Genomic DNA, 22,217 nt, shown 5'->3' with positions numbered 1-22,217 from the left:
GGATCACCATTCATGATTGACCCCGCCATCAAACAGGAACTTGCCGGTTACCGCCAGTCGATCGACAACATCGACGCAGCACTGGTGCACATTCTGGCCGAGCGCTTCCGCTGTACCAAGGCGGTGGGCGTGCTGAAGGCCAAGCATGACCTGCCGCCCGCCGATCCGGCGCGCGAGGAATACCAGATCAACCGTCTGCGGCAGCTTGCCAAGGATGCCGATCTGGACCCGGATTTCGCCGAGACCTTCCTGAATTTCATCATCAAGGAAGTCATTCGGCACCATGAAGCCATCGCCGCCGAGCAGGGCGGCAAAAGCCCACAGACCGCCTGACGGCGGCCTCAACAAAAACCCGGACCGCAGGCGCGGCCGGAATAACCATCTCAAGGAGTTCTCCATGTCCCTCAAGATTCGTCTCGCCCGCGGCGGTTCCAAGAAGCGTCCTTACTACCAGATCGTCGTTGCCGATTCCCGCTCGCCGCGTGACGGCCGCTTCCTGGAAAAGGTTGGTTCCTGGAACCCGATGCTCGGCAAGGACAGCGACAAGCGCGTTGTTCTGGACGTCGAGCTGGTCAAGGCCTGGCTTGCCAAGGGCGCCCAGCCGACCGACCGCGTTCTGCGCTTCCTGGCCGAAGCCGGCCTGACCGAACGCGCTGCCCGCAGCAACCCGGAAAAGGCAAAGCCGGGCAAGAAGGCCCAGGAACGCGCTGCTGAAAAGGCGCAGAAGGCTGCCGACGCCGCCGCTGCTGCCGAATAAGGGTTTTCCCGGATCGCTTGAGCGGGTGGCGTGGCGACACGTCACCCGTTTTCCGTTTATCTTTGCGGATTTATCGCTTACAGCGCCGTGCGCCATACATGGCGCACAAAGGTTCGCTGTAACGCTTTACATCTGCTGCATAATTTTATCCTTAAATCGATTCCGATTTAAGGAATTATGCAGTAGAAGGATTGTGATGGACCTGTCCTGTTCAAACAGATCTGGTAGCGATCATACTCGAACCAAAACGCCGGATAACCATGACCAAGCTTGAAAATCCCGTTCTGATGGCCGTGATTGGCGCAGCTCAAGGGCTGCGCGGCGAGGTTCGGGTCAAATCCTACACCGCCGATCCCATGGCGCTGGGGGATTACGGGCATCTGCATGCCGCCGATGGCCGCAGCTTCGAAATTCTGGAGATTCGCGAGAACAAGACGGTGGTGATCGTGCGTTTTCGCGGCATCAACGACCGCAACGCGGCGGAAGCCCTGAACGGGCTCGAGCTCTTCATCGAGCGTGACGCGCTCCCGGACGAAGAGCTGGATGACGATGAATTCTTCTATGCCGATCTGGAGGGGCTGGACGTGGTGGATGGCGACGGCAAGTCCTACGGCGCCGTTACCGCCATTTTCGATTTCGGCGCGGGCGATCTGCTCGAAGTCAAGGGGCCTGGCAAGCGGCCGGTGCTCATTCCTTTTTCCGAGGCGGCGGTGCTGGAAATCGACCTTGAAGGCGGGTCCATCCTGATCGACCCGATTGCCGCCGGTCTGAAGGATGAGGAAGGCGACACGCCCTTCCAGCCGAAGCCGAAATCCCGGCCATGACCTTCAAGGCAACCATTCTGACGCTTTACCCGGACATGTTTCCGGGTCATCTCGGCCATTCGCTCGCAGGCCGGGCGCTGGAACGCGCCCAATGGGCCATCGAGACGGTGCAGATCCGCGATTTCTCCACCGACAAGCATCGCAGTGTCGATGATACTCCAGCGGGCGGCGGTGCGGGCATGGTGCTGAAGCCGGATGTGCTGGCGCGCGCCATCGATTCGGTGGCTGCCGATGCGCGGCCTCGCCTGCTGATGAGCCCGAGGGGCCGCCCTCTCACCCAGAACCGGGTGCGCGAAATCGCAGCGGGCGAGGGCGTGGTGATCGTCTGTGGCCGTTTCGAAGGGGTGGACCAGCGGGTCATCGAGGCTCGGAACCTCGAGGAAGTCTCGATCGGTGACTATATCCTCTCCGGCGGCGAACCGGCGGCGCTGACGCTGCTGGATGCGGTGGTGCGCATTCTGCCGGGCGTGATGGGCAATGACCTGTCCGGGCTGCATGAAAGCTTCGAAAGCGGATTGCTGGAACATCCGCATTATACCCGTCCGCAGGTTTTCGAGGACCGTGAAATCCCGGCTGTTCTCACCTCCGGCAATCACGCCGCCATCGAAGCCTGGCGGCAGGAGCAGGCGCTGAAACTGACGCAGGAGCGCCGCCCGGATCTTCTTCCTCAGCCGGTGAAAAAGTAATAGAGCGTCAGCGCAATGCCCACCGCGATGACGACCAGCCGCATGGCCGTCTGCGGCACCCGCCGTGCCATCCATACCCCGGCATAACCGCCCAGCGCCACGGCGGGCAGCATGATCAGCGCCTGCATCCAGGCGACAACCCCGCCGCCGACGAAAATCAGGATGGCGATGGCGGCAATCACGATGGCCAGCAGGTTTTTCAGGGCGTTGAGGTGGTGGTAGCTTCCCCCCGCGGCCAGCCCCAGCACGGCCAGCATCATGATGCCCATACCCGCGCCGAAGAAGCCGCCATAAATCGCCGTGACAAACTGGCCGAGAATGCCCTTGGGCGTGATGACGGGATGTTCCGTACTCGCCTTCGGTTTCAGCAGTGGCCCCAGGGTGAAGAGCGTGGTGGCGCCCGCAAGCAGCCAGGGAACGAGCGCCCGGAAGGATGGATTGTCCAGCGCCAGCAGCGTCAGCGCCCCCATGGCCCCACCCATGACGGAAACCACCACCAGCACCATGGCGCTTCTCCAGGAACGGCGGATTTCCTGCGCATAGGCGAGTGTGGAGGTGATATACCCCGGAAACTGGACAATGGATGAGGTGGCATTGGCTGAAATCGGCGGCAGACCGGCAAGCGTCAGCGCTCCAAAGGTCAGGAAGGTTCCGCCCCCTGCCACCGCATTGATGGCGCCCGATAGAAATCCTGCGAGCAAAAGCAGTGCAATCATGCTGATGGTCATGCGCTCCTCCCAAAGCTGATCTTTGATTAGAGCATTTCCAGGAAAAGTGGTAACCGGTTTTCCGTCCGGAAATGCGTAAAAACAAATAGCTAGATAAGGAAGACACGACCGGCAAGGGCTGAAATTTTCGCCTTTTCCCGGATTCACGCGGGCAGCGGGGTGACAAGTGCCGCGATCTGGTGTAAAGGCGCGCTCGGATATGGGCCTTGGCCCGTCTACCACCAAGAAAGACAGGATTACCGCTCCCGCCGCAAGGCGTATCCTCGCAAGGCATGGCCCAAGCAGGAAAGGGTGAGCGCTCTGGCTGTTGAGAAGAACTCGAAAGGTTAGACCAATGAATATCATTCAGCAGCTGGAAGCCGAACAGGCCGCCAAGATTGCCGCCAAGCGCACCCTGCCGGAATTTTCCCCGGGTGACACGCTGCGCGTCAACGTCAAGGTGACCGAAGGTAACCGTACCCGCGTTCAGGCCTATGAAGGCGTTTGCATTGCCCGCTCCGGCGGCGGCATCAACGAAAGCTTCACCGTTCGCAAGATTTCCTACGGCGAAGGCGTCGAGCGCGTATTCCCGATCTTCTCTCCGCTGGTTGAAAGCGTTGAAGTGATCCGCCGTGGTAAGGTTCGCCGCGCCAAGCTCTACTACCTGCGCGACCGTCGCGGCAAGTCTGCCCGTATCGTTGAAAACACCGGCACCCGCGCGCGTAAGCTCAATGAAGCCGAGCGTGCTGCCGTTGCCGAGGAAAAGGCACGTCTGGAAGCCGAAAAGGTTGCAGCAGCACAGGCTCTGGCCGCCGAAAAGGCCGCAGCCGAGGCAGCAGCAGCCGCTGAGACCTCTGCGGAATAATATCCGCTCCCTGCCATGGCGGGGATGTCTGATAGAAAGTTTGAAAAGGCGGCCTCCGGGCCGCCTTTTTGCTTGGACAGGGTGCGGTGTATCGTCGGCTCCACTTGTCCCGGAAATGCTCTAACTCTTTGTTTGTACGCATTTCCGGACGGGAAACCGGCTTCCACTTTTCTCGGGACAATGCTCTATTGGCGTGCGACCAGACGCAGAACGGGGCTCGTTTGCTGGATCAGGCCCTCGGCAATAACCTGGTTTCTACCGGCATGCTTGGCATCATACAAATAGCTGTCGGCTCGCCGCATGGCCTGCAACAGGCCATCGGCTTCCGGCTCGATGACCGCAACGCCGAAACTTGCCGTAATGCGCCGGTCGGCAGGCTGGCGGTTCCATCGCTGCGCGGCCAGTGCAGTGCGCAATGCATTGGCATGGGTCGTCGCGATCTCCGAGGTGGCATCTGGTAACAAGGCCAGGAACTCCTCCCCGCCAAAGCGGGCAATGATTGTGCCGGCTGGCATGGTTGCCTGCATCAACAGGGAAAAGCCCTTCAACACTTCGTCGCCGGCGGCATGGCCAAAATTGTCATTGACCTCCTTGAAATGGTCGATGTCGCCCAGCACCACGGCGCCAGCCACGTGTCTGCCTCCCGTCAGATCCGTGAGTGCCTGCTCAAAGCCGCGGCGGTTGAGCAGGCTGGTGAGCGGGTCCTGTTGGGCAATTCGCTGATATCGCGCCACGGTATCGGCGATCAACACGCCCAGAATGGACATGCCATACAGGAAGGCGAGGACGCTCGCTCCCAGTTCCATGTAGACGAGATAAGGAGAGGCCAGAAACGTGTCGAGGGTCAGGATATAACTGGTGGTGAAGAGGAAACTCAGCCTCAGCAGCGTTTCCACGATGATCAGGCAGAGTATTGCGGCCAGCAATCTGTCGGTCCAGCGCCGAATATGGAGCAGGCCCGTTAGCAGCGGCAGAACCAGCAACAGGCAGATCGTGGAATCGCTCAGGAACAGTTCCATCCGCGCATCGTGATGCAGCAGAATGGCCGCCGTACACAGGGCAAAGCCGAGAAGGGCGATTGCTGCGCGAACAAACCGGCCCCGCGGCCTGCCGATTCTCACCAGAAAGGCATCCCCGTGCAGCCAGAAGGAGGTGAGAAAGAAGGCATTGGAGACGATGGCCTGCACCTGGAAGGGCAGGCGTTCAAGGGCTGCCGGGGTAACGAAACCAGCTGCGCCGCACAGGAAGGCCAGCCCCCAGGTCACGCCGGATGTGCCGCTCCATCGGCTGGCGCTCAGAAAGATAATGCCGAAAACACCCATGAAAAAGGGAAGGAGGAAGGCGAATGCATCGCTCATGGCTGCCCCTCGTGTTCCGGGCAGTGCTCTGCCTTGACGGCAGGGCCCGTCTGACCGTGGTGTCTAGGCATGTCTTCGATCATCAATTTCCCGCGCGTTGATGCAGGTTTGGCTGGACATTTTCCGCAGCGGCAGCACGCCTGTCGGTCCGCCCGGACCGACATCTGCGATAGCTGTGTTTTAGGATGTCTTTATTAACAAACCTTCGTCAGGCCGGCACATGCGGCGGAAAACGGGCGCTGGCTTGTAGAGGGCACGGGCCGAAACATTTCTTAAAAAAGCCGCGGCGGTTCAGCCGCCTTGCCATTGCTTGATCGCGTCTATCGGCCAGACCAGCATCAGAACGTTCAATGTGAGATTGTCCCGGATGAGCAGGCCGGTCAGAATTTCAAAAAACAGGGCTATGGTTATGGTGAGCCAGACCGGCGCCCGGGCGGCGAAGAAAAAGCCGGCAACCATGGAAACCGTGTCCATGCTGGAATTCAGAATGCTGTCGCCCGCATAGCCGACGGCCATGGTGGTGGCGCGGTAGCGGTTGATGATGAGGGGCGAGTTCTCGAGAAGCTCCCAGGCCGCCTCGATCAAGACGGCGAGTGTCAGGCGCGGGGCGAGGCGCGCCCGTCTGAGAACAGCCCAGCCCAGCGCATAGAACAGGAAGCCGTGAATGATGTGAGACGGCGTGTACCAATCCGCGATGTGCTGCGAATTTCCGGCGCTGTTAACGGCGGGCTCGAAGAGTTTCACCGTGCCACAGGTGCAGATCCACACCCGGCCCATCATGGCTTCACCGGCAATCTGCGCCAGCAGCAACAGGGCAGCGATTGTCAGCCAGAATCGGGTACTATTGCGGGCCTCGGCGCTCATGGTCAGTGGAAGTCCGGGCCAGGTTTTGGCTGCTCGCCGACCTGATGCCTCATCACCAGCGGCATCTGCGCCAGCGTGAAGAGGATCGTGATGGGCATGGTGCCCCAGACCTTGAAATTCACCCAGACCGCATCGGAAAAATTGCGCCAGACCGCTTCGTTCAGAACGGCCAGAAACAGGAAGAACAGGCCCCAGCGCAGGGTGAGCTTGCGCCAGCCTTCGTCATCCAGATGGAAGGCGCTGTTAAACACATAGCCGAGCAGCGATTTGCCGAAGAGGAGCCCTCCCAGCAGCACAACGCCGAACAGCGTGTTGACGATGGTCGGCTTCATCTTGATGAAGGTATCGTCATGCAGCCAGAGCGAGAGCGAACCGAACACCAGCACCACGACGCCGGACACGAAGGGCATCAGTGGCAGGTGCTTGAAGACGATGCGGGAGATGATCAGCGCCACGACGGTGGCGATCATGAACAGGGCCGTGGCAATCAGGATCGGGCTGCCGATGCGCGCCAGCACTGGAAAGGTCTGCGCCAGCCATTCGCCGCGCAGATTGCCGAAGAAGAACACCAGGAGCGGGCCAAGCTCCAGCGCCAGTTTCAGCAAGGGATGGTGCTGTTCTGCGGTGTTCGGGGCAGGAGCCTGATGATGATCGTTCATGCCGTTCTTCTCTTTTTACGTCCTGGCAATAGGGTTCGCTTATACCAAGGGGCATTGAAAATGGCAGTTGGTATTGCCTTTTCGAATATCTCAAGCCACTGACGCAATTGAGATATTCGAAATCTTCTCAAGGCGAGGATGCGTTAGCATCTTCGAGCCTTGGTATTATGTGGTTTTACGAGCCTATCCCGGCAATGGCGCGGGCAAAATCTTCCGCCTCGAAGGGCTCGAGATCCTCCACCCCTTCGCCGACGCCGATGAAATAGACCGGCAATTTGTGCTTGGCGGCAATCGCCACCAGAATGCCGCCGCGCGCGGTGCCGTCGAGCTTGGTCATCACCAGCCCGTTCACACCTGCGACATTGCGGAAAATCTCCACCTGCTGCAGGGCGTTCTGGCCTGTCGTGGCATCCAGCGTCTGCAACACGGTATGCGGCGCATCGGGATCGAGCTTGCCGAGTACGCGGACGATCTTTTCCAGTTCGGCCATCAGCTCGGTCTTGTTCTGCAAACGGCCTGCGGTGTCGATGATCAGCACATCGGATTTTTCCGCCTTGGCCTTTTCGAATGCATCATAGGCAAGTCCCGCCGCATCGGCGCCCAGCTTGGTGCCGATAAAGGTGGAGCCGGTGCGGTCCGCCCAGATCTTCAACTGCTCGATGGCTGCGGCGCGGAAGGTATCGCCCGCCGCCAGCATGACCTTGAGGCCCGCGCCGGACAGTTTGGCGGCCAGCTTGCCGATGGTCGTGGTCTTGCCGGTGCCGTTGACGCCGACCACCAGAATGACATGCGGCTTGTGATTGAGATCGAGCGCCAGCGGCTTGGCGACAGGTGCCAGCACCTTGGTGATTTCCGCCGCCATGATGCGGGTGACATCCTCGCCCGTCACATCCTTGCCGTAGCGTTCGGAAGACAGGGCGCCCGTGACGCGCATGGCGGTTTCCACGCCGAGATCGGCCTGGATCAGCAGGTCTTCCAGCTCTTCCAGCGTCTCCTCGTCCAGCTTGCGCTTGGTGAAAAGCGCTGCAATCTGGCCGGAAAGCTGCGAGGAGGTCCGCAGCAGACCCGCCTTGAGGCGCTGGAACCAGCTGAGCTTCGGGGCGGGCGCGGCCTCTTCCTCCACCGGCGCGAATTGGGCGGACGTGGCGAAGCCCTTGGGCAGGGCAATCTCGCCGGAAAGCGGGGCCAGCGGGTTGGGTTCTGCGGGTTCGACGGTGGTGTCTTCCGCCGCCGCCTCTTCCTCTGCTTCCGCCTCCTCCCCTTCCGCTTCCTCGGCTTCTGCCTCCAAAAGCGCCAGCGGCACCATGCTCAGGTCTTCCGCCGTCAGCTCTTCGGCGCTTTCCTCTTGCTGCTCCAGATCATCGGCGGGGCCGCCTGCGGTGTCCATTTCCTCGGCTAAAACCGGGTCTTCAACGAGGGGCAGGTCTTCCACACGCTCATGCGGCTCGCTTTCGGCGGCAATTGCGGCCTGTTCTTCAGGCGTCAACGCGGTCTCAGCCGGTTGAGGATCCCCGGCGGGCTTGTCCTTGCCGAAGGTGAAGACTTTCTTGATGAAACCGAGCGCCATGCTTGTTCTTCTCTTGCTTCTATTTTGTCGCATGCACGTTATCGTTTAATTGAGACCAGTTAAACGCGACATGCTTTATACCAAGGCTCGAAGATGCGTCAGCCTCCTCGCCTTGAAGAGATTTCGAATATCTCAAATGCATCGGGGGCTTGAGATATTCGAAAAGGGAATACGATGAGTCATCTTCAATGACTCTTCGTATTAGACGGCCTGAACTGCCGGCTCAAAGGTCAGATGCCTGCCATTGTGACCGGCAATCTCCACCTCGACAAGCGTGCCAGGGGAAAGGCCGGGGGCGGCAACCAGCGTAAAGTCTTCCGTATGGGCCATTTCATTGCGCTCCACCAGCAGCTTTTGCCGTGTGCCGATCAGGCGGGCGAGATGGGCGGCATGAAGGCGTTCCGCCACGGCGCGAAGCTTGGCGGCACGGGCCTTGATGGTGGTGCGGTCCAGTTGCGGCATGCGGGCGGCGGGCGTGCCGGAGCGCGGGCTGTAAGGAAAGACATGCAGATGCGCAATGCCGATGGCCTCTGCCAGCCGGGCGGAATTCTCGGCCATCTCCTCGGTTTCCGTCGGAAAACCGGCGATCATGTCCGCGCCGAAGCTGATTTCGGGCCGCAGCCGCCGCACCTGTTCGGCAAAGGCCAGCGCATCGGCATGGGAATGGCGGCGTTTCATCCGCTTCAGGATCATGTCATCGCCATGCTGGAGCGACAGATGCAGATGCGGCATGAAGCGCGGCTCATCGCCGATCAGGTCGAAGAGGTGGTGATCCGCCTCGATGCTGTCGATGGAGGAAAGCCTGAGCCGCAGGATCTCCGGCACCTGTTTCAGCAGCGTCTTGGCCAGCAGCCCGAGGGTGGGCTGGCCGGGAAGATCGGCGCCGTAGCTGGTGGCGTCCACACCGGTCAGCACCACTTCGCGGTAGCCGTTTTCCGTGAGCCTGCGGGCCTGCTCCACCACCGCGCCCATGGGCACGGAACGGGAATTGCCACGCCCAAAGGGGATGATGCAGAAGGTGCAACGATGGTCGCAGCCGTTTTGCACCTGCAAAAAGCCGCGCACATGGCCATCGATATGGGAGACCATTTGCGGCGCGGTTTCCGTCACGCTCATGATGTCGTTGACGGCGATCTTCTCTTCCGCAGACACGCCGAAATCCGGCAGGGCGCGGTAATGTTCGGCCTTCAGCTTTTCCTCATTGCCCAGCACGGCATCCACTTCCGGCATGGTGGCAAAGCTTGCGGCATCGGTCTGGGCGGCGCAGCCGGTCACGATGATGCGGGCTTCAGGATTTTCCCGCCGGGCGCGGCGAATGGCCTGGCGCGCCTGCCGCACGGCTTCACCCGTCACGGCGCAGGTATTCACCAGAATGGCGCGTTCAAGCCCCGCCTTGGCGGCTTCGGCCTTCATCACTTCCGATTCATAGGTGTTGAGACGACAGCCGAAGGTGATGACGTCGATGGCGCTCACGGCAGGGCCGCTCCGCTTTCCGTTTCCGCGATCCGTTCCCATGCGCCGGTCATAGGATCGAGACGTCCGGCCCATTCCCACTCGGCGGGGCCGGTCATCACCACCTTGTTGTCGCGTTCGCGCCAGTCGATGGTCAGTGCGCCGCGATTGGGGCTGGAGGCGACCGTGATTTTAACCTTGCGGCCCGTGCGGCCGGTGCGTGCACCGGACACGGCAGCCGCGCAGGCGGCGGAGCCGCAGGCCAGCGTCAGCCCCGCGCCGCGTTCCCAGGTGCGGGTGGTCATGGCGCTGTCCGATGTCACATGCGCCAGCGTGATATTGGCCTTTTGCGGAAACATCGGATGGTTTTCCAGAAGCGGGCCGAAGCGTTCGAGGTCGAACGCCATCGGATCGCGGTCCACCCAGAAGACCGCATGCGGATTGCCCATGGACATGGCGGCGGGCGAATGCAGCACCGGCTGGTCGATCGGGCCGATCTGCAATTCGATGCGACTGGTATCGTGGAATTCTTCCGAAAGAGGAATGCGGTTCCACTCAAAGACCGGTTCACCCATATCGACGGAAATTGTGCCGTCGTCATGCTCCACGGCGTTCAGTATGCCGGCCAGCGTATGGAAGGTAAAAGCCTTGCGGCCCGTTTCGCTGGAAAGCGCCTGCACGACGCAGCGCGTGCCATTGCCGCAGGCCTGCGCCAGCGTGCCGTCGCAATTGATGATGTCGATATAGGCGTCTGTGGCCGAATGTTTCGGATCATGGATCGCCATGATCTGGTCGAAATGCGTGGCCGGATCGGCGGCCAGCGCAATGGCAGCCTCAGGCGTTACGCGGTCGGTGCGGCCACGCATGTCGACAACGAGGATCTTGTTGCCAAGCCCGTTCATCTTCGCGAAATCGACCATTGCACCCATGACGCTTACCTTATCCTTGTCATAGGCGGTATATGGCGGAACTTCGCGATAATTACCAGTGTGTCAGCGTGACTGCGTCATCAGGATCTTGACGGCGAAGATCGAAAACACGCCCGCGAAGGTCAGGTCGATGCCGCGCAGCACTTTCGGATTGGCCTGTAGCCAGGCCGAAAGCCTGTCTGCCGCCAGCACGATGGCCACCGTCACCGGCAGCGATACGACCATGAACCAGAAGCCGAGAAAAATCAGCTTGCCCGTGACATGCGGGTCGCCAGCGCTGACGAATTGGGGCAGGAAGGTCATGAAGAAGATGATGACCTTGGGATTGAGCAGATTGACCCAGATGCCGTTCAAAAACGCGGATTTGGCGCTGCCCTTTTCGCCGGTCTCAGCCTTGGCCACGAATTTCGAGCCCTTGCGCACCGCCTGAAAGGCAAGCCAGGCCAGATAGGCTGCCCCGCCACTCTTCAACACCATGAAGGCGGTGGGGGAGGCGACGATCAGCGCCGACACCCCGAAGGCCACCAGCAGCGTATGCACGGCAATGCCGAGATTGGTGCCAATGAGCACGGCAAGCCCGGCCAGACGCCCATCCCGCAAGGCGCGGCTGATGGACAGCGTCATATCCGGCCCCGGCGTTGCCGCCAGCAGAAAGGAGGCCGCGGAAAAGGCGAGAAGAGTGGCAAGGCTTGGCAGGAATTCCATCAGGCTCACGCGGGTTTGGCAGGAGAAGGTTGTTCATCCTGTAGGACCAAGGCTCGAAGATGCTGACGCATCCTCGCCTTGAAGGGATTTCGAATATCTCAAATGCGTCGGACGCTTGCGATATTCGAAAAGGGAACAGCAAGAGTCATTTTCAATGACCCTTGCTATAAGACCCGCGCGAGATCGGATCAAGCGGTTACTCCCGGCGCAACTGGGTTTCGCTGACGAAATCGATTCGGGTCTGGGGCGGGAAACCAAAGACTTTCTCGAAATCCTCGGCTCCGAGAACCTCGGCGGCCATTTCCAGCAGGAACTGATTCCGGGCATTGATGAAGGCAGCCGTCGGCGTGCCGCTGCCAGGCAATTCCTGCGCGACGAAGGCCAGAACAGACTCGCGCAGTTCCATCAGTTTTTCGTGTTTTTCCGGCTGGTCCGCGAGGACGAGCCTGGAATGTTCGGCAAAGTCGTCAGGCAGGTCGGGCATGGCTTCATCCTCCGCAAGGGGCAAGGCACCGCAAGCCTTGATCTTCGCTTTCCAGGCTGTGGTCCGCGTACCATAGGTGCCGTAAATAAAGGTGCTCGCCGCATAGCCGCCAGCGCCCTTGACGGTCAGTGGCGCTTTATCTGCTGTCTTGGTCGCATAGAGCACCTGATTGGCGATCTGATGGCAGACGCCGTTGACGCCATAGACCTGGATCGTGCCATTGGGCGGAGTATTGGTCAGCGAGCCCAGCTCGTTCACCTTTACAAGGCATTGTGCGATGGCGAGATCGCCATCCGCTGTCGCCAGAAGGCCGGTCGGGTGATCGTCGGTCGAACCGGTAGCGTGAAAATCACCCCAGCAATACCAGTAGTTCTGCCCGGCCGCGATCACGCTGTCGATGGTCGGCAGGGTCTGGCTGCGGTTATCATAGGTGGTAATCCAGGTATGATCCAGCGGATTGCCGTTGAAGAAGGCGGGATTGACCCAGGCATAGAAAGTGGTCATGAAAATCTCCTTTTGAGTGTGTTTAATAGATACACAATCAAAAGGAGATTCGGAAATGCCCATCTTTGGGATGAACCTGCCGGTTCAGCCCTTCAGATGCGCCCGGAAGGCATCGGCATGGTCGGGATGCCAGCGCGACAGCGGCGGACGGTTTTCGATGATGTCGCCCGCGGCCCAGGCAATGCGCTTTTCATCCGTGGCGCGATCCACGTCATTGTCGGGGCAGAGAATGTAGAAATCGCCGCGTTCGAGGCTTTCCAGCATGAAATCGACCGTCTGTTCCGGCGTCCAGGCGCCTTCCGGCTTTTCCGTGCGGCCATTGGCGGTCAGCCCCGTATAGACGAAGCCCGGAATCAGCAGATGGGCCGAGACATTGCAGTCCGCCGTGTTGCGCAATTCATGCTGGAGCGCCTCGGTGAAGACCTTCACACCGGCCTTGGCGACATTATAGGCCGGATCGCCGGGCGGGGTGGTGATGCCCTGCTTGGAGCCGGTATTGATGATGATGGCCGCCTCCTTGTGGGCAATCATGTCCGGCCCGAACACGCGGGTGCCATGGATGACGCCGAGCAGGTTGACGGCAAGCACATTGTCCCAGTTGACCTGCGGGCCGAAAATGCTGCTGCCCGGCTGAATGCCGGCATTGTTCATCAAAAGATGGACGCGACCGAAGCGCTGCATGACGGTGCGCTCCAGCGCCTGGATCTCGTCCAGCTTGCTGACATCGGTCTCGATGGCGACGATGTCGCTGTCCGGACTTTCGGAAAGGGCGGCGACCGTGCGGGCGGCTTCTGCGAGTTTGTCGCCGCCAAGATCGGCCAGAACCACACACATGCCGCGCTGTGCGAAGGCTTTCGCCGCAGCCAGGCCAATGCCGGAGGCGGCGCCGGTGATGACGGCAACCTTGCCCTTGGCGATCACGGAATGAAAGTCAGCCATGTCGTCTTCCTTCTGCTGTTGCGCGGGCTTCACCCCGCTTTTCCCTGATCTTCAGGCTTTATAGCAAGTCTCGAAGATGCTCACGCATCCTCGCCTTGAAAGAATTTCGAATATCTCAATTGCATCAGTGGCTTGAGATATTCGAAAAAGGAATACGAAGTGTCATCTTCAATGACCCTTCGTATTGCGCCACGATCAGACGATATGGAGCGCAAACGTCCCATGTCAAATTGTAACAATGCGTGAAGGGTGCGACATCAGGATGACGCCCGGCTTCTTTGCCGTAAAAGTGCCCGCAACCCTTGCAAGGCAGGCCATATTGGCTAAAAGCGAAACGGGCTTTGCAGATATTGTCCGGACCGCCTGACGCGGCCTATACGGATCATTTCTGCACAGCCAACCACGAGACCCGGTCGAGCGGTCTCTCAAGAACACGGACATTGAAGCCATGGCACTTCCGAAAGACGTCAAGAAGGTCGTTCTCGCCTATTCCGGCGGCCTTGATACCTCCATCATCCTGAAATGGCTCCAGACCGAGCTTGGCGCGGAAGTCGTGACCTTCACCGCCGATCTCGGCCAGGGCGAAGAGCTGGAGCCGGCCCGCAAGAAGGCCGAGATGCTGGGCATCAAGGAAATCTTCATCGAAGACGTGCGTGAGGAATTCGTGCGCGATTTCGTCTTCCCGATGTTCCGCGCCAATGCCGTCTATGAAGGCGTCTACCTGCTCGGCACCTCCATTGCCCGTCCGCTGATTTCCAAGCACCTGATCGAGATCGCGAAGAAGACCGGCGCCGACGCCATTGCGCATGGCGCGACCGGCAAGGGCAATGACCAGGTTCGTTTCGAAATGTCGGCCTATGCGCTGAACCCCGACATCAAGATCATTGCACCGTGGCGCGACTGGTCGTTCAAGAGCCGTACCGACCTCCTGAACTTCGCCGAACAGCATCAGATCCCGGTGGCGAAGGACAAGAAGGGCGAAGCTCCCTTCTCCGTCGACGCCAACCTGCTGCACTCCTCTTCCGAAGGCAAGGTTCTGGAAGATCCCTCGCAGGAAGCGCCGGAATATGTGCATATGCGCACCATTTCCCCGGAAGCGGCCCCCGACAAGGCAACGGTCATCAAGATCGGCTTTGAAAAGGGTGACGCCGTTTCCATCAATGGCGTGCGCATGAGCCCGGCGACGCTTCTGGCCGCGCTCAACGATTATGGCCGCGACAACGGCATTGGCCGTCTCGACCTCGTCGAAAACCGTTTCGTCGGTATGAAGAGCCGCGGCGTTTACGAAACCCCCGGCGGCACCATCCTGCTTGCCGCGCACCGCGCCATCGAATCGATCACGCTGGACCGGGGTGCAGCCCACCTCAAGGATGAGCTGATGCCGCGCTATGCGGAACTCATCTATTACGGTTTCTGGTTCTCGCCGGAGCGTGAAATGCTGCAGGCCCTGATCGACAAGAGCCAGGAGCATGTGGAAGGCGAAGTGACGCTGAAGCTCTACAAGGGCAATGTCATGGTCATTGGCCGCGAATCGCCGAAGTCGCTCTATTCCGACACGCTGGTCACCTTCGAGGACGACCAGGGCGCTTACGACCAGAAGGATGCCGCAGGCTTCATCAAGCTGAATGCGCTGCGCCTGCGCACGCTGGCCAAGCGCAATCTCGGCAAGTAATTGATTTTAAATGAATAACCGCCGCCGGAAAACCGGCGGCGGTTTTTTAATCTGCTCTTGCCCAGGCGCGGCGGAAGCCGAAAAAGGCGGCGACCGCCATGATCTCCATGGCCGGAATGATGATGCCGAAGGCCGTCAGCGGATCATGCATCAGGGAGGCGGCGACACCGCCGAGAAAGCCGCAACCCATCTGCACGAAACCGAGCAGGGCCGAGGCCGAACCTGCGAGCCTCGGATGCGGGGTCAATCCTGCCGTGGTGATGTCCGGAATGATGAAGGCCATGCCGAAGGAGCAGATGCCGACCGGCAGCATGATGGAGATATAGGTGGGGGTGAGAAGATGGGTGGAGAGAAAGATCATCACGCCGCCGATCCCGGCCAGCACGAGGCCGAATTTCAGGGCATCGCCGGGCATCAGCCGTTTTGAGACCATGCGCAGCGCCACCGAACCGGCGAAATAGGAGCCCGTCTGCATCAGCATGCCGATGCCGAATTGAGCGGGCGTCAATCCTACGGTCTTGATCAGCACGAAGGGCAGCATGGTCGACTGGGCATAGAGTGCCCCGACATTGCCGCCCAGCACAAGCGCCGCGAAGAACACGCGCGGATCGCGGATTAGCGTCGCATAGGCGCCGATGAGCCGGGTGGGCCGGATCAGCGCCCGGTCGGGGAGGGTGGTTTCCCGCATCAGGGCCGCCACGACCAGAAAGCTCAGGATGCCGAAGCCGACCATCAGGAAAAACACCGACTGCCAGCCGAAGGCGACCAGCGCCAGCCCGCCGACGGTCGGCCCCATGGCGGGGCCGACGGCCAGCATGATGCCGATCATGTTGAGAATGCGGGCGGCTTCTCCCCCTGCGAACTGATCGCGCACGATGGCGCGGGAGACGGTTACGCCCACCGAGGCGCCAATGCCCTGGATGAGACGGCCTGCCAGCAGGAGTTCGACACTCGGCGCAAAGGCGGCAATCAGGCTGCCCAGCGTATAGATCAGCAAAAAGCCGAGCGTGGCGCTTCGCCTGCCGAAGGCATCTGAACACGGTCCGGATAGGAGCTGGGCACAGGCAAAACCGGCAAAATAGAGAGAAAGCGACAGCTTGATCGCCGCATCCGTGGTGGCGAAGGCGTGAACCAGCTCCGGCATGGCGGGCGTATAGATCGCCATGGAAAGCGGGCCGATCATGGTCAGCATGGCACCCAGCAGGGAGGTGCGTCCTTCGGTCATACGGGCAGGGGACATGGAAGCGCTGTCTTTATCGTGAATGTCTGGGCCTCTGGTTAAGCCAGACAAGGATCCAAGAAAACAGCAAAGTGATGAACCCTGTGCCTTTGGCCTTGAAAACCGGAGGGTGACAATTCCGGAAATCATCGCCTATATCTTCATCAGACACAGACAAGGAATGGTTGCCATGACATCCAGCAGAAACGCTTTCGCCATCGTCACCGAATGGACCGGGCCGCATGGCCTGCCGAATTTCACCGCGCTGGACGATGCCGATTTCCCGCCCGCGTTTGAGAGGGCGCTGGCCGAGCATGAGGCGGAGATCGAGGCAATCGCCCATAACCCCGACGCCCCGAGCTTCGACAACACCATCACCGCGCTGGAAATTGCCGGTGATGGATTGTCGCGCGTTTCCGCCCTGTTCTGGAACAAGGCTGGTGCCGATACCAATGAGACGATCCAGGCGCTGGAGCGCGAGATGGCGCCGAAAATGTCGCGCCATTACTCGAAGATCAGCATGAATCCGGCGCTCTTCGCCCGGGTCGATGCACTGTGGGAGACGCGCGACACGCTCGGCCTTTCGCTGGAACAGACCCGCGTCCTGGAACGCCATTGGAAGGGCTTCGTGAAGTCCGGTGCCAAGCTCGCTCAGGATCAGCAGCAGCGTCTGGCAGCGATCAACGAGCGGCTGGCGAGCCTCGGCGCCACTTTCGGCCAGAACGTGCTGGCGGATGAAAAGACCTGGGCGCTTTATCTTTCGACGGAAGACGAGCTTGCCGGGCTTCCCGGCTTTCTGCGCGATGCCATGCTGGCGGCTGCCGAAGCGCGGGGCGAAAAGGGCAAATACGCCGTGACGCTCTCCCGCTCGATCATCGAGCCTTTCCTGACCTTCTCCGAACGCCGCGACCTGCGCGAAACTGCCTTCAAGGCCTGGGTGGCGCGGGGTGAAAATGGCGGCGAGACCGACAACCGCGCTATCGTCAAGGAAACGCTGACGCTGCGTACGGAAAAGGCCAGGCTGCTCGGTTACCCCACCTATGCCGCTTATAAGCTGGATGACACCATGGCCAAGACCCCGGAGGCCGTGAACGGCTTGCTGATGCAGGTCTGGGACAAGGCTGTGGTACAGGCGCGGCGCGAGGAGGAGGATCTGGGCAGGTTGATCGCCGCCGAGGGCAAGAACCACGCGGTCGCGCCCTGGGACTGGCGTTTCTACGCGGAGAAAGTTCGCGCCGAGCGCTTCAGCTTCTCCGAAGCCGAGCTCAAGCCCTATCTGCAACTGGAAAAGATCATCGATGCCTGTTTTGCCGTGGCGGGCAAGCTGTTCGGTATTACGGCGGTGCCGCTCACGGATGTGAAGGGCTATCACCCGGATGTGCGCGTGTTCGAAATCCGCGAGGCCAACGGCGCACTGAAAGCGCTGTTCCTCGGCGATTATTTCGCCCGCGCCTCCAAGCGGTCCGGTGCGTGGATGAGTTCTTTCCAGTCGCAGCACAAGCTGCCCTTGAAGAACGGCGCGCATGGCGAATTGCCGATCATCTATAATGTCTGCAATTTCGCCAAGCCCGCCGAAGGCAAACCTGCGCTGTTGTCGCTGGATGACGCCCGCACTCTCTTCCATGAATTCGGCCATGCCCTGCACGGCATGTTGTCGGATGTGACCTATCCTTCGGTGTCCGGCACCGGTGTGTCCCGGGATTTCGTGGAACTGCCCTCGCAGCTTTACGAACATTGGCTGACGGTGCCGGAGATCCTTAAAACCTATGCCGTGCATGTGGAAACCGGCGAGCCCATGCCGCAGGCGCTGCTCGACAAGGTTCTGGCCGCCCAGACCTTCAATGCCGGGTTCAACACGGTGGAATTCACCTCCTCGGCGCTGGTGGATATGGCATTCCACACCCGCGACAGCGTGGAAGACCCGATGGCCGTGCAGGCCGAGGTGCTGGAGAAGATCGGCATGCCGTCTTCCATCGTCATGCGCCACGCCACCCCGCATTTCCAGCATGTGTTTTCCGGTGAAGGCTATTCGGCGGGCTATTACTCCTACATGTGGTCGGAAGTGCTGGACGCCGATGCCTTCGCCGCCTTCGAGGAAACCGGCAATGCTTTCGATGCGGCCACCGCGAAAAAGCTGAAGGACAATGTCTATGCCATCGGCGGTGCTGTGGACCCGGAAGAAACCTACAAGGCCTTCCGTGGACGCCTGCCAAGCCCGGAGGCGATGCTGAAGAAGCGCGGGCTGGCGGCCTGAGGACAAATCGACATTCAGGCTTGAGCGGGCTGCAAACGACAATTTTCTGCGCTTACCTAGGCTCATCTAGCTGAAGAAGTGCGGGCTGGCGGTCTGAGCCCATCATGAAATCTTGATAAAACTGTCATGGCGCGGTGACGCGCCTGACATCTGGCCTTGCTTCTCCTTGAGCGCGCCGGTTTGTGGCGCGTCCTGCCTTTCAAGGAGAACCTCATGTCTCTTTTCACGCGCCGTTCCTTCCTGCTGAGCACCGGGGCTGCCGGTCTGGCCGCAGGCTCGTCCCTGCCACTGCCCTTTTACGCCCGGGCTGCGGATCGTCCGGTCTTTACCCATGGCGTGCAGTCCGGTGATGTCGATACGTCGTCGGGGATGATCTGGACCCGTGTCGATCGTCCCGCGCGGATCATGATGGAATATTCCACCACCGAAAGCTTCGCCAATCCGGTTCGCCTCTCGGCGCTCAACGCATTGCCCGATAGCGACCTGACCGTGAAGCGGCTCTTGACCGATCTTCCGTCCGATCAGGATATTTTCTATCGTTTCACCGCAGCCGATCTGACGAACATCAATTCCGTTTCCGAGCCGATCACCGGCCGCTTTCGCACGGCGCCGTCTTCGCGCCGGACTGTCCGTTTTGCCTGGTCGGGCGATACCTGCGGCCAGGGCTGGGGCATCGATGAAACCGGCATGAAGACCTATGCCACCATTGCCCGTCATCAACCGGATTTCTTCCTGCATTCCGGCGACACCATCTATGCCGATAGCCCGATCACCGAAGAGGTGGACCTGAAGGACGGCACGAAGTGGAAAAATGTCATCATCGTCGATGAAAAGCGAAAAGTGGCCGAAACGCTGGACGAATACCGCGCCCAGTGGAAATACAACATGCTGGATACGCATGTACGGGAGCTTTCCGCGGCCTGTCCCACCTTCTACCAGTGGGACGATCATGAGGTGACGAACAACTGGTCCTCGGGCAAGAATCTGATGGCCGACAAGCGCTATACGGAAAAATCCATTGCGCTGCTTTCGGCCCGCGCCGGACGCGCCTTTCATGAAATGACCCCGATCCGCTACACGCCCGCCGAACCGGGCCGCGTTTACCGCAAGATCGCCTATGGCCCGCTGGTCGATGTGTTCTTCCTCGACATGCGCAGCTATCGCGGCTCCAATCATGACGGGATGGAAACGGTTGAGACGCCGGAATCGCGCATTCTCGGCGAGCAGCAGGTGGCCTGGCTGAAGCGGGAACTGACCAATTCCAGGGCGACCTGGAAGATCATCGCCGCAGACATGCCGCTCAGCCTCGTGGTCTGGGATGATTATATGAACCGCAAGGGCACCGAGGCCGTGGCCCAGAGCGACAATGGCGCCCCCCGGGGCCGCGAGCTGGAAATTGCCGAACTGCTGCGGCACATGAAGACCACCGGCATCCGCAACACCGTGTGGCTGACGGCGGATGTGCATTACACCGCCGCCCATTACTATAATCCCAACAAGGCAGCCTTCCAGGATTTCGAGCCCTTCTGGGAATTCGTCTCCGGCCCGCTGCATGCCGGCACCTATGGCCCGAACGATCTGGACATGACCTTCGGCCCGGAACTGAAGTTCATCAAGGCGCCAAGCGCCGAGCAGGGCCAGAACCTGCCGCCCTCTGCCGGCTTGCAGTTCTTCGGCCTCGTCGATGTCGATGGCCAGAGCGAACAGTTGACGGTGCGGCTGATGGATCGCGACGATAACGAGCTTTACAAGGTCACGCTCGATCCCGTGCGCGCGGCCTGATGTTCGTCTATGCGAAGGGCGCACAGCGGCATCGCTGCTTTGCCCCTTTCGCATTTGCAAAAAACAAGCTATGGAGCGCGCCAAAGAAACAGGCGTGCTCCTTTGTCGTATGATGGCTTGCGCGCCAGAACCTCAGAGATTTTGCTATGAACCTTCGCAACATCGCGATCATCGCGCACGTTGACCATGGAAAAACGACACTCGTCGATGAACTGCTGAAGCAATCCGGTGCGTTTCGCGACAACCAGCGCGTTGCCGAACGCGTGATGGACAGCAACGACATCGAAAAAGAGCGCGGCATCACCATTCTCGCCAAGGCGACCTCCATCGAGTGGAAGGATACCCGCATCAACATCGTCGACACGCCCGGCCACGCCGATTTCGGCGGTGAAGTCGAGCGTATCCTCTCCATGGTGGATGGCGCCATCGTTCTGGTCGATGCCGCCGAAGGCCCGATGCCGCAGACCAAGTTCGTGGTTGGCAAGGCGCTGAAGGTGGGTCTTCGCCCGATCGTTGCCATCAACAAGATCGACCGCCCGGATGCCCGCGCCGATGAAGTGGTCAATGAGGTCTTCGACCTCTTCGCCAATCTCGACGCCACCGACGAGCAGCTTGATTTCCCGATCCTTTACGGTTCCGGCCGCGCCGGCTGGATGAACCACAATCCGGAAGGCCCGACCGATCAGGGTCTGGCGCCGCTGCTCGACCTCGTCGTCAAGCATGTTCCGGCACCCTCCGTGGAAGAAGGCCCGTTCCGGATGATCGGCACGATCCTGGAAGCCAACAACTTCCTGGGCCGCATCATCACCGGCCGTATCGCCTCCGGCTCGATCAAGCCGAACCAGGCGGTGAAGGTGCTCGGCCAGGACGGCAACCTGATCGAACAGGGCCGTATTTCCAAGATCCTCGCCTTCCGGGGCATCGAGCGCCAGCCGATCGAAGAGGCGCAGGCCGGTGACATCGTGGCGATTGCCGGTCTGTCCAAGGGCACGGTTGCCGACACCTTCTGCGATCCGGCCGTGACCGAAGCGATGACCGCGCAGCCCATCGACCCGCCGACGGTCACCATGTCCTTCATCGTCAATGACAGCCCGCTGGCCGGCACCGAAGGCGACAAGGTGACGAGCCGCGTCATCCGCGACCGTCTGTTCAAGGAAGCCGAAGGCAATGTCGCCCTCAAGATCGAGGAAAGCGAAGACAAGGATTCCTTCTACGTTTCCGGTCGCGGCGAATTGCAGCTGGCGGTTCTGATCGAAAACATGCGCCGTGAAGGCTTCGAGCTGGCGGTGTCGCGTCCGCGCGTCGTGATGCACAAGGATGAAAGCGGCCAGCTTCTTGAGCCGATCGAGGAAGTCGTCATCGACGTCGATGAAGAACATTCCGGTGTCGTGGTGCAGAAGATGTCCGAGCGCAAGGCTGAGATGGTCGAACTGCGCCCCTCCGGCGGCAACCGCGTGCGCCTGCGTTTCTATGCGCCGACCCGTGGCCTCATCGGCTACCAGTCCGAACTGCTGACGGATACGCGCGGCACCGCCGTCATGAACCGCCTGTTCCACGAATACCAGCCCTACAAGGGTGAGATCGGTGGCCGTGTGAACGGCGTTCTTCTCTCCAACGAATCGGGTGAGGCCGTGGCCTATGCCCTCTTCAACCTCGAAGATCGCGGTCCGATGATCATCGAGCCGGGTGAGAAGGTCTATGAAGGCATGATCATCGGCATTCACTCCCGAGACAACGATCTGGACGTGAACGTGCTGAAGGGCAAGAAGCTCACCAACATCCGCGCCGCTGGCAAGGATGATGCCGTGAAGCTCACCCCTCCGGTGAAGTTCACGCTGGAGCGGGCGCTCTCCTGGATCCAGGACGACGAACTGGTGGAAGTGACGCCGAAGTCCATCCGCCTGCGCAAGCTCTATCTGGACCCGAACGACCGCAAGCGGTTCGAAAAGGCGCGGGCTGCCCAGGGCTGATCGGCTCACAAACCCTTTGA

At 60.4% G+C, this 22,217-nt stretch carries 20 protein-coding genes; 9 read left to right on the top strand and 11 right to left on the bottom strand.

What is annotated here, in order from left to right:
• The first annotated feature begins 12 nt into the window (after positions 1-12).
• From QO005_RS14965 to trmD, 4 genes are all read left to right on the top strand, one after another.
• Entirely contained in the window at positions 13-333 is a 321-nt protein-coding gene (locus QO005_RS14965) for a chorismate mutase (RefSeq protein WP_307158849.1), read from the top strand.
• A gap of 64 nt (positions 334-397) precedes the next feature.
• Positions 398-757: a 30S ribosomal protein S16 gene (rpsP, locus tag QO005_RS14960; protein WP_307158848.1), complete on the top strand. Its 360-nt coding sequence runs from the start codon at positions 398-400 to the stop codon at positions 755-757.
• Positions 758-1,017: 260 nt separating this feature from the next.
• The gene (gene rimM, locus QO005_RS14955) at positions 1,018-1,581 is read left to right on the top strand and encodes a ribosome maturation factor RimM (RefSeq protein ID WP_307158847.1); all 564 of its coding nucleotides are present in this window, start codon (positions 1,018-1,020) and stop codon (positions 1,579-1,581) included.
• Positions 1,578-2,267, top strand: a complete 690-nt coding sequence (trmD, locus tag QO005_RS14950; RefSeq protein ID WP_307158846.1) for a tRNA (guanosine(37)-N1)-methyltransferase TrmD — start codon at positions 1,578-1,580, stop codon at positions 2,265-2,267. The genes rimM and trmD overlap by 4 nt, the downstream gene beginning before the upstream one ends.
• On the opposite strand, the gene QO005_RS14945 is transcribed toward trmD, so the two are convergent.
• Entirely contained in the window at positions 2,249-2,995 is a 747-nt protein-coding gene (locus QO005_RS14945; RefSeq protein WP_307158845.1) for a sulfite exporter TauE/SafE family protein, read from the bottom strand. The two genes, trmD and QO005_RS14945, sit on opposite strands and share 19 nt — an antisense overlap.
• A 334-nt stretch (positions 2,996-3,329) precedes the next feature.
• Here QO005_RS14945 and rplS point away from each other — a divergent pair, with 334 nt between their 5' ends.
• Positions 3,330-3,839, top strand: coding sequence for a 50S ribosomal protein L19 (gene rplS, locus QO005_RS14940; RefSeq protein ID WP_307158844.1), 510 nt, complete (start codon positions 3,330-3,332; stop codon positions 3,837-3,839).
• Positions 3,840-4,024: 185 nt separating this feature from the next.
• On the opposite strand, the gene QO005_RS14935 is transcribed toward rplS, so the two are convergent.
• The 9 genes from QO005_RS14935 to QO005_RS14895 form a co-directional block, all read right to left on the bottom strand.
• On the bottom strand, positions 4,025-5,197 hold the full coding sequence (locus QO005_RS14935) for a GGDEF domain-containing protein (protein ID WP_307158843.1): 1,173 nt from the start codon (positions 5,195-5,197) through the stop codon (positions 4,025-4,027).
• Positions 5,198-5,488: 291 nt separating this feature from the next.
• Positions 5,489-6,061 carry a DUF2585 domain-containing protein gene (locus QO005_RS14930; protein ID WP_307158842.1) on the bottom strand — a complete coding sequence of 191 codons (573 nt, stop codon included), beginning with the start codon at positions 6,059-6,061 and terminating at the stop codon, positions 5,489-5,491.
• Between the two features lie 2 nt (positions 6,062-6,063).
• Positions 6,064-6,720, bottom strand: coding sequence for a septation protein A (locus QO005_RS14925; RefSeq protein WP_307158841.1), 657 nt, complete (start codon positions 6,718-6,720; stop codon positions 6,064-6,066).
• Positions 6,721-6,895: 175 nt separating this feature from the next.
• Positions 6,896-8,287 (bottom strand): signal recognition particle-docking protein FtsY, encoded by a 1,392-nt coding sequence (gene ftsY, locus QO005_RS14920; protein WP_307158840.1) that lies wholly within the window; start codon positions 8,285-8,287, stop codon positions 6,896-6,898.
• 201 nt (positions 8,288-8,488) lie between these two features.
• Positions 8,489-9,760, bottom strand: a complete 1,272-nt coding sequence (gene mtaB, locus QO005_RS14915) for a tRNA (N(6)-L-threonylcarbamoyladenosine(37)-C(2))-methylthiotransferase MtaB (protein ID WP_307158839.1) — start codon at positions 9,758-9,760, stop codon at positions 8,489-8,491.
• Entirely contained in the window at positions 9,757-10,668 is a 912-nt protein-coding gene (gene dapF / locus QO005_RS14910) for a diaminopimelate epimerase (protein WP_307158838.1), read from the bottom strand. The genes mtaB and dapF overlap by 4 nt, the downstream gene beginning before the upstream one ends.
• 63 nt (positions 10,669-10,731) lie before the next feature.
• Positions 10,732-11,373: a LysE family translocator gene (locus QO005_RS14905; protein ID WP_307158837.1), complete on the bottom strand. Its 642-nt coding sequence runs from the start codon at positions 11,371-11,373 to the stop codon at positions 10,732-10,734.
• 196 nt (positions 11,374-11,569) lie between these two features.
• A complete protein-coding gene (locus tag QO005_RS14900; protein ID WP_307158836.1) occupies positions 11,570-12,361 on the bottom strand; it encodes a hypothetical protein in 792 nt (263 codons plus the stop codon).
• An 84-nt stretch (positions 12,362-12,445) separates the two neighbouring features.
• Positions 12,446-13,300: an SDR family NAD(P)-dependent oxidoreductase gene (locus tag QO005_RS14895; RefSeq protein WP_307158835.1), complete on the bottom strand. Its 855-nt coding sequence runs from the start codon at positions 13,298-13,300 to the stop codon at positions 12,446-12,448.
• A gap of 448 nt (positions 13,301-13,748) precedes the next feature.
• On the opposite strand from QO005_RS14895, the gene QO005_RS14890 reads away from it, so the two are divergent.
• Positions 13,749-14,972 carry an argininosuccinate synthase gene (locus tag QO005_RS14890; protein WP_307158834.1) on the top strand — a complete coding sequence of 408 codons (1,224 nt, stop codon included), beginning with the start codon at positions 13,749-13,751 and terminating at the stop codon, positions 14,970-14,972.
• A 46-nt stretch (positions 14,973-15,018) separates the two neighbouring features.
• On the opposite strand, the gene QO005_RS14885 is transcribed toward QO005_RS14890, so the two are convergent.
• Positions 15,019-16,212: a multidrug effflux MFS transporter gene (locus tag QO005_RS14885; RefSeq protein WP_307158833.1), complete on the bottom strand. Its 1,194-nt coding sequence runs from the start codon at positions 16,210-16,212 to the stop codon at positions 15,019-15,021.
• A gap of 169 nt (positions 16,213-16,381) precedes the next feature.
• Here QO005_RS14885 and QO005_RS14880 point away from each other — a divergent pair, with 169 nt between their 5' ends.
• The 3 genes from QO005_RS14880 (at position 16,382) to typA (ending at position 22,197) form a co-directional block, all read left to right on the top strand.
• Entirely contained in the window at positions 16,382-18,445 is a 2,064-nt protein-coding gene (locus tag QO005_RS14880; RefSeq protein WP_307158832.1) for a M3 family metallopeptidase, read from the top strand.
• 213 nt (positions 18,446-18,658) lie between these two features.
• Positions 18,659-20,227 carry an alkaline phosphatase D family protein gene (locus tag QO005_RS14875; RefSeq protein ID WP_307158831.1) on the top strand — a complete coding sequence of 523 codons (1,569 nt, stop codon included), beginning with the start codon at positions 18,659-18,661 and terminating at the stop codon, positions 20,225-20,227.
• 146 nt (positions 20,228-20,373) lie between these two features.
• A complete protein-coding gene (gene typA / locus QO005_RS14870) occupies positions 20,374-22,197 on the top strand; it encodes a translational GTPase TypA (protein WP_307158830.1) in 1,824 nt (607 codons plus the stop codon).
• Positions 22,198-22,217: the final 20 nt, after the last annotated feature.

It is taken from the genome of Allorhizobium paknamense (assembly GCF_030815125.1).
Classification (GTDB): Bacteria; Pseudomonadota; Alphaproteobacteria; order Rhizobiales; family Rhizobiaceae; genus Allorhizobium; species Allorhizobium paknamense.
Note: the sequence above shows the minus strand (reverse complement) of the source record. Positions and strands in the feature narration are given on the sequence as shown.